The sequence below is a fragment of the Caballeronia sp. dw_276 genome (assembly GCF_018449635.1).
Lineage (GTDB): Bacteria > Pseudomonadota > Gammaproteobacteria > Burkholderiales > Burkholderiaceae > Caballeronia.
In genome coordinates, this window is sequence record NZ_JAAVUV010000002.1 from 237,933 (window position 1) to 249,957 (window position 12,025).

The 12,025-nt window shown below is 60.5% G+C and carries 11 protein-coding genes and 1 pseudogene; 6 read left to right on the forward strand and 6 right to left on the reverse strand.

Annotated features, from left to right (window positions below):
• Window positions 1–71: 71 nt before the first annotated feature.
• Window positions 72–1,535, reverse strand: coding sequence for an MFS transporter (locus HB633_RS04025; protein ID WP_213776779.1), 1,464 nt, complete (start codon window positions 1,533–1,535; stop codon window positions 72–74).
• 127 nt (window positions 1,536–1,662) lie between these two features.
• Here HB633_RS04025 and HB633_RS04030 point away from each other — a divergent pair, with 127 nt between their 5' ends.
• Window positions 1,663–2,265, forward strand: coding sequence for a helix-turn-helix domain-containing protein (locus tag HB633_RS04030; protein WP_213776780.1), 603 nt, complete (start codon window positions 1,663–1,665; stop codon window positions 2,263–2,265).
• Window positions 2,266–2,273: 8 nt separating this feature from the next.
• Window positions 2,274–2,690, forward strand: a complete 417-nt coding sequence (locus HB633_RS04035) for a VOC family protein (protein ID WP_213776781.1) — start codon at window positions 2,274–2,276, stop codon at window positions 2,688–2,690.
• Here HB633_RS04035 and HB633_RS04040 read toward each other — a convergent pair.
• Window positions 2,690–3,088, reverse strand: a pseudogene (locus HB633_RS04040) (TIGR02594 family protein); the annotation flags it as partial. The gene HB633_RS04035 and the pseudogene HB633_RS04040 sit on opposite strands and share 1 nt — an antisense overlap.
• 43 nt (window positions 3,089–3,131) lie before the next feature.
• Window positions 3,132–4,586, reverse strand: coding sequence for an MFS transporter (locus tag HB633_RS04045; protein ID WP_213776782.1), 1,455 nt, complete (start codon window positions 4,584–4,586; stop codon window positions 3,132–3,134).
• Window positions 4,587–4,856: 270 nt separating this feature from the next.
• Here HB633_RS04045 and HB633_RS04050 point away from each other — a divergent pair, with 270 nt between their 5' ends.
• Window positions 4,857–5,684 (forward strand): IclR family transcriptional regulator, encoded by an 828-nt coding sequence (locus tag HB633_RS04050; RefSeq protein ID WP_213776783.1) that lies wholly within the window; start codon window positions 4,857–4,859, stop codon window positions 5,682–5,684.
• Between the two features lie 50 nt (window positions 5,685–5,734).
• Here the strand turns inward: HB633_RS04050 and HB633_RS04055 are convergent, their stop codons facing one another.
• On the reverse strand, window positions 5,735–6,871 hold the full coding sequence (locus tag HB633_RS04055) for a porin (protein WP_213776784.1): 1,137 nt from the start codon (window positions 6,869–6,871) through the stop codon (window positions 5,735–5,737).
• 330 nt (window positions 6,872–7,201) lie between these two features.
• Between HB633_RS04055 and HB633_RS04060 the strand changes: the two genes are divergently transcribed.
• On the forward strand, window positions 7,202–7,456 hold the full coding sequence (locus HB633_RS04060; protein ID WP_213776785.1) for a hypothetical protein: 255 nt from the start codon (window positions 7,202–7,204) through the stop codon (window positions 7,454–7,456).
• A gap of 11 nt (window positions 7,457–7,467) precedes the next feature.
• On the opposite strand, the gene HB633_RS04065 is transcribed toward HB633_RS04060, so the two are convergent.
• Complete coding sequence (locus tag HB633_RS04065; protein WP_255580765.1) at window positions 7,468–8,583, reverse strand: porin; 1,116 nt, start codon at window positions 8,581–8,583, stop codon at window positions 7,468–7,470.
• Between the two features lie 302 nt (window positions 8,584–8,885).
• Here HB633_RS04065 and HB633_RS04070 point away from each other — a divergent pair, with 302 nt between their 5' ends.
• Both HB633_RS04070 and HB633_RS04075 read left to right on the forward strand, forming a co-directional pair.
• Complete coding sequence (locus tag HB633_RS04070) at window positions 8,886–9,605, forward strand: response regulator (protein ID WP_213776786.1); 720 nt, start codon at window positions 8,886–8,888, stop codon at window positions 9,603–9,605.
• Window positions 9,606–9,616: 11 nt separating this feature from the next.
• The gene (locus HB633_RS04075) at window positions 9,617–11,002 is read left to right on the forward strand and encodes an ATP-binding protein (RefSeq protein ID WP_213776787.1); all 1,386 of its coding nucleotides are present in this window, start codon (window positions 9,617–9,619) and stop codon (window positions 11,000–11,002) included.
• On the opposite strand, the gene HB633_RS04080 is transcribed toward HB633_RS04075, so the two are convergent.
• Window positions 10,982–11,920: a LysR family transcriptional regulator gene (locus HB633_RS04080; RefSeq protein WP_213776788.1), complete on the reverse strand. Its 939-nt coding sequence runs from the start codon at window positions 11,918–11,920 to the stop codon at window positions 10,982–10,984. The two genes, HB633_RS04075 and HB633_RS04080, sit on opposite strands and share 21 nt — an antisense overlap.
• Between the last annotated feature and the right edge of the window lie 105 nt (window positions 11,921–12,025).

The following is a 12,025-nucleotide window of genomic DNA, read 5'->3' on the forward strand; positions in this document are numbered from 1 at the left end:
GCTTACGCGGTCGAACACACCATATTTCAAAGTGCTGACACGTCCTTTCCCCTGCGCAAGGAACAGTAGCTCTAGCGACGCTCACCCGCAATCCTTCGCGCGAGTAGGAACGCCAGCGCAGGCGCAATTGCAAAGCTTGCGAACAACCAAGCGGCAGCAGACCGCGCGCCCTCGATCCCGCCCGGGCTAAGTAGTCCGCCGGCATTCGCCACGAGTCCCGCGACAGCCGCGCCTATTGCCATGCCGTAGAGTTGCACGGTCGTGATGGCTGCCGATGCCGTGCTTTCCTCGCCCGCCGGCGCAAGCGTCAGGACGCGTGTCAAAAGATGCGGCCAGCCGATGCCAACGCCGGCACCGGCACCTGCCAGCGCAAGGCCGCAAAGCAACGTGCGCGTGTTCGTCGATAAACCTTCGGCGCCCGGCATCAGGATCGCGAGCGCGATCAGGCTTATCGTGCAAAGCGCGGGGCCGGCGCGCAGCACTCGCGCAGCGCCTCGTCCTTCATGACCCGACGACAACAGCGAGCCGAGACTCCATCCGCCGGCCATGGCGGCGGTCAGATAACCCGCTGCCAGCGGCGTATATCCGTGCAAGGTCTGCAGGAAATAAGGCACGAAGATCTCGGTGGTGGTACCAACCAGCAACAACGCGACGCTTGCATAAACGGCGCCCAGCGGCGTGCCGAGTTTGGTGCTGCCCAACGGCAACATGCGAACCGGCGCGCGCCGATCGAGCATAATGGCCGCGCCGCCAAGCGCCAGACCCGCCGCGACGCCCGCGGCCTGCCAGATCAACGCGGCCGATAAACTCGCGGCTGCCACAGCAAGAACGGAGCTCGCCAGCAAAGCAATCTGCCGCCCGGGGACGCGTGGTGCGGCGTCGCCGGACGAAGCATGCGCGCTGGCGTTCGGCTTCAGTTGCGCCGCGACCAGAAGGCCCTGCATTACCGACAAAGGCAATAACGTCCAGAAGGCAAGCCGCCAATGCCCAGCTTCGGCGAACAAACCGCCGACCGCTGGTCCGCATAGCGTCGCAACACCCCACATGCCCGACACGAGCGCAACCGCGCGCGGCCATAACGGCGGCGCGAACACGACTCGGATTACCGCGTAGCTCAGCGCCGCGAGCGTACCGCCGCCAAGTCCTTGCACGCTGCGCCCGACCAGCATCCATGGCATTGACGCTGCAGCCGCGCAAATGGCCGAACCAAGAGCAAATACGAACAGCGCAGCAAGATATGCGGCACGCGGTCCGGAAGTGCTCAACAACCGCACGGACAAGGCGGCGCCGACAATGGATGCGACCACGAACAACGTCGTGTTCCATGCATAAAGGTCGAGTCCGCCGATGTCCTGCACGACCGACGGCAGCACCGTTGAAACGATGTGCACATTCACGGCATGAAGTGCAACACCGCCGGTAAGCGCCAGCGCAATCAAGCCGTTCTTCCCGCGCAACAGGTCGCGCCAGGCGGCAGTCGCCGGCTGCGCCGCGGCGGATTGATTCTGTGCGGCGGGGGTATCGACAGCAGGCATTCGGTCTCCTCGACAGATGTTCTCGTAACGTCTATTATCCAAATACCGTCTTGGATATTAAATCGTCGCCCAAGTTTACACAAGGATTACCTTGGTTAATTCAAGCCCAATTTCGACAGCGGACCGCATGCTCTTTTTCGTCAAGACAAAGGGGCCCGTATCCACCGCAGTGCTCGCGCAGGCGTTCGACCTGACCCCGGAAGCGGCGCGCCAGCAAGTGCAGAAGCTGGTTTCGGCGGGTTTGATAGAAGGCGTTCAGGAAGAAATATCAGGCGTTGGGCGTCCTCGTCAAAACTGGTCGTTGACCGAGGCCGGCAACCGGAAATTCCCTGATACACATGCGCAACTGACCGTGCAACTGATCGGTTCGATCCGCCAGCTTTTTGGCGAAGACGGCCTGGACCGGCTGATCGCGCAGCGTGAATCGGATTCCCGGGCGCTCTACGACCATGCACGCGCAGCTCGAAGCCTGCCCGAGCGTCTGAGGCGGCTTGCGGCATTGCGCACCAGCGAAGGCTACATGGCGCGCGTTGAACGCGAGGGCCGCGACTGGCTGCTGATCGAGGATCACTGCCCGATCTGCGCGGCCGCAAGTACCTGCCAGGGCTTTTGCCGATCGGAACTGCGGATCTTTCAGGAGGTGGTGGGTGACAACGTCGCGATCAATCGCGAGCAGCATATCCTCGCGGGCGCGACGCGATGTGTATATCGAATCTCTACACGTTCATAGGGTGACATATGCTTTCACACATCTTTGTTGGAGTCACGGATTTTGATCGCGCGCTGCGGTTCTATTCGCCCATCATGGAAGCACTGAACTTGCGCCTGAAGTTCGTGGACCGCGACAAGCCATGGGCGGGCTGGGTTGCCGATAACGCGCCGCGCCCGCTGTTCCTGATTGGCGCGCCATTCAACGGCGCAGCTGCAAGTGCGGGAAATGGACAAATGATCGCGTTGCTGGCGCTCGATCGCGATGCAGTCGATAAATGCCACGCTGCCGCGCTAAGCCACGGCGGCCAATGCGATGGACCACCCGGGCTGCGTCCGCAATACCACGAGCATTACTACGGCGCTTATTTTCGCGATCCGGACGGCAACAAGCTCTGCGTGTGCTGCCATGATCCTGTACCAGCCAAACGCAATAAAACCGTTTGAGGCCACCTGTAACCAAGCACGTCGCAAAGCGGGTATGCAAGTTCGCGAACTTCGTCCAGCTGATTCCCGCCGAGCAGATATACGGCGTCGGCATCATGGCGCAGATAGAAGCCTACATGTCCCTTCCAGCTCGCTGGATCCTCACGCGAAAGAACTGCGATGCACCCATACACGGGCGCATCGATCGCACGGCCCCAATCGAGCCACGAACGTGCGAGCGCCGACCCGGTCCCTCCATGACCCGCATTCACCATGCACCAGTTGACGAACGATGCACACCACGAAACCTTGTCGTCATAGCCGGCGAGATTGGTATGCGCGTTGTATTCCACGATCCGCGGGTTCGACTCTCCCGGCCCGAAGCGCCGCACACCGCGCTCGGCCAGCGCCAGTGACATCCACGCATGCGAATCAGTTTCCCGGGTCATGTGCCCTGCCACGTCAGCTGCTTTTCTGCGATGCATCCTGACGCATCGACCCGCCGCCTACGCTCTGCCCTGCATCGCGTGCGACCTTGAAATATCCATAGACGGACACCAGGGTCAAAACGCCCGCGAAGAGGAACGCGAGCCGGAAGTCATCGAGTGAAAAGTGGAGACCCTCCGCGCCCGTCGATTCGCCGTTGATCGCGGCCGCTGCGCGCAGTGCCACGGCGCCGTACGCAATACCCAGGCCGATTGTCATTTGCGCAGCCGCGCTCCACAACGTGCTCGCAGCGCTCATTTGCGGCTGGCCTACATCGGCATATGCCAGCGTGGCGAGCAGCGAGAACTGCATGGAACGCGCAACGCCGTACACAAACACTACGAGCAAAACCCACGCAAGGGGTGAGTCGGGCGTAAGGATGCCGCACGCGATCGTAAATATCCCGGCCGTGGCGACCGCTACGATCGATACATTTCTGAACCCGTAACGCCGGAGGATTCGTGTAGTCAGCGCCTTCATGCCAAGGTTGCCCAATGCGCTCGCCAGCAGCAACAGGCCAGACTTGAATGCGGAAAGCCCAAAGCCGATCTGGAACAGCAATGGCATCAGATACGGTACGGCGCCAATGCCAATACGCGTGAGCGACCCCGTCAAGACCGTGACCGAATAAGTCGGAATTTTCAGCGTGGAAAAATCGATCAGCGGATGAGGGTGACCCGCAGCATGACGAACGGCGACATACCCGATCAAGAAACCGGCGAGCACGATCCCGCCCGCGAGCCACGGATTGCTGGCGGGCTGACTGGCGAGTTCCGCGCCGTACAGGACGGCCGTCAGCGCCGCGCCGCTAAGCACAAGTCCCGCTACATCCAGCGGCTTGCGCCCGGCGCCTTTCAGGTTCGGCACGAGCATGGCGACGGCGACCAGAGCGCACAAGCCGAAGGGCACGTTGAGCAAGAAGATCCATCGCCAGGAGGCGTAAGTCGTAATAAAACCGCCAACCGGCGGACCGATGACAGGCGCGGCAATAGCCGGCCACGTGATGGTCGAAATGGCCTGCATGAGACGGCTTTTCTCGGTGCTTCGCACCACGATCAGCCGGCCGACGGGGACCATCATTGCGCCGCCAGCGCCTTGAAGCACTCGCGCCGCAGTGAATTCAGCGACCGAATTCGACATGCCGCACAACACCGAAGCCACGATGAACACAACGATCGCGCCAAAGAACACCGTGCGCGATCCGAACCGGTCCGCGACCCAGCCGCTGACCGGAATGAAGATTGCAAGCGCGAGCATGTAAGCCGTCATCCCGAGGCTGAGCGCGTTGGGCCCGACTCCGAACGACTTCGCCATTTGCGGCAACGCGGTGGCAATGACCGTTGTGTCGAGGTATTCCATGAAGAATGTCCCCGCCACGATGTAAGGCAGCCAGCGAGCGGCGGACTGTGCAGGCAACGCGTTGTTGCTCATTAATAACCCCGGGGTTGTGCGGCGCAACTTGGCCGCTGCGCCGCATCGGCGACACGTGATAGCGAGTGGTCAGAGGGCTTGAGCGGATGCTCGCGTGCCCGCCTCGCATTATTACGTATCCCGAAGCCGCGTGTCATCCGGTCTGCGCGCTATAGGCTTGCCGATCGGGCAATGCTCGCTTGCCATTAGCGAAAAACGCTCCGCTATAATCGTCTGCGACACCGCTTGCGCTATTCACGGCCTTGCGAGCCGCCCAGTTCTTTCGACGCCATGCCTAAACCATCCTCGAACGCCATCGATCAGCCGGCTACGCCCAACGTCACCGACGACGCCAAGCCAACCGGCACCGCCGCATTCTCGAAGTTCCTGGCGGTCCTGCAATGCATCGCGGACGCACAAACGCCTCCGGGCATCGCGCAACTCATTGCGCTCGCCGGTTATCCGCGGCCAACGGTGTACAGAATTGTCGGTGCGTTGATTGCCGAAGGTCTTGTTGTCGAGAGTCCGCACGGCGGCGCATATTCGCTCGGGCCACGTTTATTGTCTTTGGCCAGCCGTAGTTGGGAACGCTCTGACTTGCGTGTCGCGGCAAGTGAACCGCTTCAGGTATTGCGCGATGCAACCCAGGAAACCGTGCACCTCGCGGTGCGCAGCGGCTCGGAAATGGTCTATATAGAAAAGCTCGAAAGCCCTCAAGCCGTGCGCATGGCATCGCGGATTGGTACGCGTGTCACGCTCTATTCAAGCTCGGTGGGCAAGGCTTATTTGTCGTCGCTTAAACGCGCCGAACGCGATGCATTGCTGGCTCCGCTGCAGTTCGAACGCTTCACGCCGAATACCATCGTGGAGCGTTCCGCACTCGACGCGGAACTCGACGAGACGCTGGCACGCGGCTATTCGGAAGACCGTGAAGAAAACGAAGAACAAATCTTTTGCTACGGCAGCGCGATTCTCGGCTCGAATGGCGAACCGCTTGCATGTGTCAGCATCAGCATTCCGCTTTATAGGAAAAGCGATTCGCCGCTTAGCACCTACATTGCGCCGCTCAAGGACGCGTGCCGCGCCATAGCCGAAGGCATGGGTCCGGGATCGCGCTAAGCTTAAGCACAGAGCCGGGATATGGTCCCGGCTCCATCCACACTTCCCGCTTAGAAACGATGACGCAAGCCGATCGTTCCCGCGACTTGACTATTCGTCGATGACGCGCTAAGACCGTTGATATCCGCCGTCAGTCCAGAATCACCCGTTCCGCTCACATGCTGATACACGCCCTGCAAATAGACGTCGGTGCGCTTTGACAGCGCATACGCCGTTTGCAGTGTTACCTGGTTGTATTTCGGGCTGACGCCATCCAGCTTTGCGTCGGTAAATGTGTAGGCGCCCGAGAGGGTCCACGCAGGCGACAGGTTGTAGCGGCCGTTCACTTCATAGTTGGTGAAGCGCGCGCTTCCGTCAGTCAACGTCAAGCCGTTTGTCGTACCCGACGCCGACGCGCCGATGCCGGTCGCGCCGTCGAGATGCGTTTGCGAAAACACGAAGCCCACATTGGCAGGACCAAACGCATAGCTCACGCCTGCGCCGTAAGTGCGCTGACGAGCTGCGGCGAAGGTTGCATCGCTCGTTACGGCACCCGACGAATTGAGCGTCGAACCGGCGCTGTTCAATTGCATATAGCTGGCGGCAAAGTTCAACGGGCCGTAGTTATATGACGTGCCGAAGCTGTATGCGCGGTTATCGGAGAAGCCGTTCGCCGCGTTCGAGAAACCGTAGAGACCGCCGAACTTGAGGCCGCCGTAATTCACGCTCTGGTACTTGACCGAGTTGTTGATGCGAAACGAATTGTCGAGGTTGTCGTTGTCGAACGGGTGCGCTGCTTGCGTGCCGCCGAACGACGTACCGGTCAGAGCGAGGGGACCGAGATAGTCGACCACTGAATCGTACTGACGCCCAAGCGTAACCGCACCTGCCCGATCGCTCGACAAGCCCACAAAAGCCTGACGTCCGAACTCCGCGCCGTTCTGACCGAACTTGCCGCTATCGATACTGAAGCCGTCTTCCAGCACGAAGATCGCTTTCAATCCACTGCCCAGGTCTTCCGATCCGCGCAGGCCCCAACGGCTGCCGTTGACCTGACCGCTGGTTGCCTGGACGTTTTTGCTGCCGCCCTGGTTGTTCGTGTACGTAATGCCTGCATCGATCAGGCCGTATAACGTCACGCTGCTTTGTGCGTTGGCCGCGCCGGCGAAGCCGCCAAGCACGCCAAGAGCCATAAGGGTTTTCTTCATTTCTGTTTCTCCGAATAAACGATGCTTAGCCAGTTGCCAATCGATGTCGCCGTGCATCGAATGGACGGAGGCCATTAAACCGCAGCGTTTCGTGCGGCCCGTTGGAAAGCGGCAACAAGCTCCATTACGAAGCGTTGCCTTCGGGCGAAATGGTTACGAGTCGGAACGTCCCGATGTGATGCGTCTTCCTGATGAAGAACGCCGGCAAAGCGTTACAGGTAAATGCTTTGCTCGAGCTTCAATGAAGCGCCGGTACGGTTTTCGGGAGTTGGTAATTGTTGAGCCGGTGTTGTACCGACACGATGGGGAACAGATTGGAACATTTGAATAGTGACAATCTGCGTGCTCGCACTTGGCTGCGAGCATCGGCTGAAAGAGGCGAAGGATGGCGGTGAGCTGACGCCTGACGCAGACGGTCGCGCCGCCATGCTTTCCCTCATGACGACGCTTGCGGGCATCAAGGTCAACGCGAAAGGCGGCGCCGATGCAAAGGCCCTGCGCAGTATCGCGGCATTTGCAATGCGCAGCCTCATGGCATCGGCGGCCAAGACCGCGGCTGTAAAAAAGCCGCGTGTCAGCCGTTAGAGCTCAGCGCATCAAAACCGGTGCCGCAATCCCGCTGCGACCACCACCTGTTCGTTTTTCGTCGATGGAGTTTGCCCGCTGACATCGGCGGTCAGTCCCGAGCCATCGCTGGCAATGTGCTGATACGTGGCCTGAAGGTACACGTCGGTACGCTTGGAAAGAAAGTAATCGGCCTGCACCGATACATCCTGCCATGCCGGCTCATGCTCGCCTGTTGCGTTGGATATCACACCCTTCGTGTAGGTGTACGCGCCGTTCAATGCGACTGAAGGCGTCACCAGATAACTCGCATTGAACTCGAAGTTGTTGAAGCTTGCGCCCTGACCGTTCTGCTTGAGGCCAAGGCTGTTTGAACCGTTGATGGTTGCAAGTCCGCCGAGTTGCGTGCGCGTCCAGACGAAGCCGAGCTTGCCCGCGCCAATCACGTAGTTGAGACCAGCGCCGTACGTCCGCTGCAATGATGCAATGAACGTGCGGTCGGTCAGCGTGATCGCGCCGTCGGTATTGTTCACGCCCGGGTTGTTCGCCTGCAAGTAACCCGCCGCGAGGGTGAACGGTCCGGTTTCATACGATGCACCCGCGCTATAGAGGCGGTTGTCACTGAAGCCGCCTGCCTCATTCGAGAATCCGTAGAGAGCGCCGAACTTCAGGCCCGCATAGGGAACGCTTGCGAATTTCACGGCGTTATCGATGCGAAACGAATTGTTCAGATTGTCGTTGTCGTAAGGATGCGGCGAGAGATTGTTTCCGCCCGGATGACGCCCGGTGAAACTGAGCGGCGCGAGGTAATCGACGACCGAATCATACTGGCGCCCGAGTGTCACCGTGCCGAACCGGTTATTGCTCAAGCCGGCATACGATTGATAGCCGAACTCACGGCCGCCCTGCCGCAAGCTGCCGTTCATGATGCTGAAGCCGTTTTCTATTTGAAAGATCGCCTGATTGCCTGCGCCCAGGTCTTCGCGCCCAAGCAGGCCCCAATGACTGCCCGTTACGGTGCCGCTTCCCGCCTGAATGTTCGAGTGGCCTTGCGCGTTGTTCGTATAAATCAGGCTCGCGTCGATCACGCCATAGAGCGTCACACTCGACTGCGCGTGTGCTGCCTGACTGCCCAAGGCGCCCGCCATGAGCGCGATGACAAACACTCCATGCGAACCGGGACACGCTGCCGGAAGCCCGGAGAGCAAGCTGGAGGTCGATAAAAGAGGGAAACGCAAGGAAGCTCCGATGGTCATCATGTTATAGTCGCAAATGCGAATCAATGTCATTACGCGGCATCACTTTAGTGTCGGAATGTAATGGTGATGTGTTGAAACACGGGCCATTTGTAATGGAATGTGTTGGCTGTTTTTCGGCTCTGCATGGACCAACAACGCTTGCTGAATACGCCCTTCGCCTCCCTTCTTCCCGCCTGAACGCATCCGAGCAGATGGACCACATACTCGTAGTCGACGACGATCCGAATATCCGCGACCTGTTACGCGACTATCTTCAAGGCATGGGATTCGGCGTCTTCGTTGCGACTGGAAGCGCGCAGATGAAGCAGATCATCGGCACGTCGCGCATCGATATGGTCGTACTGGATCTCACGCTCGATGGCGAAGACGGACTCGATGTCGCGCGTGACCTGCGTCGTCGCAACACGGTGCCGATCATCATGCTGAGCGCGCGTGGCGCGCTGCTTGACCGCATCATCGGACTGGAAATGGGCGCCGACGACTATTTGCCCAAGCCCTTCGATCCACGCGAATTGCTCGCGAAGATCAGAAGCGTGCTGCGCCGTACGCGCAACGCTCCGGCGCCGCGAATTCCGGAACCATCGGCGCATGTGAGCTTCGCGGGCTGGCGGCTCGATACCGCCACGAAGCAGATGCTGTCGCCGGACGGCGTGATGATCACGCTCGGCGGCTCCGATTACCGCACGCTTCGAACGCTGCTCGACAACCCCAACCGGCCGCTCTCGCGCGACTACCTGCTGGATGAAGTATTCGGCAAGGAAGGCACGCCGCTCGACCGGTCTATCGATGTATGCATCAGCCGCTTGCGTCAGCATCTGAAAGACACCGCACGCCAGCCGAAGCTGATACGCACCGTGCGTCACGAGGGTTACATGCTGACGGCGAGCGTGGTGCACGAACGCCAGGCATGAACATGTCGCGCATGAAACTCAGACTTTGGCCCGATGCGCTCTTCGGGCGCCTTGCGTTGATCCTGGTGATCGGCATGTTCGGCGGACAGTTGCTGACCAGTACGATCTGGTTCGAGACGCACGACCATCGGACGCTGGAAATTCCGTCGCGTGTTTTCGCAAGCCGTCTCGCCGATACGCTGCGCCTGATGCAGGACGCGCCCGATAACGCAGCGCGCGAGGCACTTGCCAAGCAACTTGGCGGCGAGCGCTACACACTTCGATGGATTGACAAGCCCGGTGTCGCCCCGGCGCCTTCAGTCGCGCAGCGCACGGTTGAAGATCTGCTACAGGACGTCCTTGCGCAGCGTTTGCATCGGCAAGTTCCGCTTCATCTTATGGATGCCGAACTAATCGATGATTCAGGCCGGTATCGCGGCATCTTCAGTCTGTTCGATTCACGCATGCCATCCGGCGACTTTCATGTGCAGGTTCAGGCGCCCGGAGGCGCATGGCTCGATGTCACCGCGCAAGAAGGTCAAGCCGGCCGGCAAAGCGAGCCGCACACCCTCTTGATCGAATATTTGCTGCGCATCTACGCAATCCGTTTTGTCGCAGCGCTGCTGTTTGCGCTGGTCGCGGTGCGTATTGCAGTGCAGCCGTTGCGGCGGCTCGCGGTTGCCGCCGAGGCGCTGGGCAAGAATGTGTACCGGCCATCGCTTGCGCTATCCGGCCCGCGCGAAGTGCGCGTCGCCGCGCAGTCGTTCAACGTAATGCAGCAGCAACTGATTCGCAGCATCGAGGAACGCACGCGCTTGCTTGCATCCATTTCGCATGACTTGCGCTCGCCGCTCACGCGCCTTCGCTTGCGCACAGAGATGCTGCAAGACACGGCATCGCGCGACCGCTTGAGCGCGGATCTCGATGAAATGGATGCCATGGTCCACACCACGCTCGACTTCGTGCAAGGCGTGGAAATCACGGAGCCGCGCCATCAGATCGATATCGATTCCATGCTCGGCGGACTCTGCGACGACCTCGCGGAAACCGGCGCGAAAATCGAACTCAGTGGTCACGCGGGCGCGCCTGTCAGCGGCTATCCGCGCAACCTGAAGCGCTGCTTGCAGAACCTGCTCGACAACGCAATCCGCCATGGCGGCAGCGCGTCGGTGCATATCCGCGATGAACGCGATACGGTGCACATCGTCATCAGCGACGAGGGTCCCGGCATTGAAAGCGAAGAGATGCTGGAACGCGTCTTCGAGCCTTATTTCAGGGCGCAGCCGGGGAAGACGCACGGCTCGGGATTGGGGCTGACCATTGCAAAGAGCATCGCCATGGCGCATGGCGGGACGCTTGTGTTGCGCAACCGTTCAACGCGCGGACTCGATGCCGTTCTAACCTTGCCGCGCGGTTGAAATCACCTGCGCCTTCGCCCGTATCAGCACGCGAAAACGCGTGAGCGCCGGAGATGGCGCGCGGCGCCGCATCGCGAGGTACAAGGGCGCCGCAAGCCCCGGGCAATCACTCAACGTCCGGTACGCGACGCCGTCGGTATTCATCCGGCTCATCGACGCAGGCACGATCGATACACCCAGGCCCGCCGCGACCAGACTCAGCGTGGACGGAAGCCGGGGCGCTTCCTGCTTCACATTCGGGCTGAAACCGGCCGCCTTGCACGCGGCAAAGATCCCATCGTAAAGACCGGGACCCGCCGGCCTCCGATACAACACGAAGGGTTCGCCAGCCAGGCAGCGCAAAGGCAGCGGCGCGTTGTTATCGGCTGCAAGAACTGCTAAAGCGTGACCCAGGGGCAATGCAACAAGCATCGGCTCTGTCAGGACCGGGTCGATCAACAACTCCGGCGTCGCGCTCACATCCGAGCGTACGAACGCCGCGTCCAGCCGTTCGCGCAACAGCGCATCCACGAGTTCGCCCGTGCCGGCTTCTTCGAGAACCATATCGACGCCCGGCACGCTCTCGCGATACTCCCGCAACACGCCCGGCACGAACGGATGATGCGCCGACGAACTGGTGAAACCAACGGCAAGCCTGCCCTCTTCACCGCGGGCCACGCGTTGCACGACATCGGCGATTCCGTCGGCGCGTGCAAGCACGATGCGCGCTTCATCCAGCAGTGCGAGCCCCGCTTCGGTGGGCCGGACGCCGCGCGGCAAACGGTGCATCAGGACTACGCCGAGATCATCTTCAAGTCCCCTGAGCAGACGCGTGAGCGGTGGCTGTTGCATGTCGAGCCGTTCCGCCGCCCGGGTGATATGGCTTTCTTCGGCTATCGCGACAAACGCGCGCAGCCGGCGCAGATCGATGGTCGCCATACTTTCAAGGTATCGATAATGACAATGACATGCATGGTAAATCATGGCGCAATTATTTATGCTGTCCGCAATCGAACGACTGAATCACTAAAGCAGAGAGAAAAC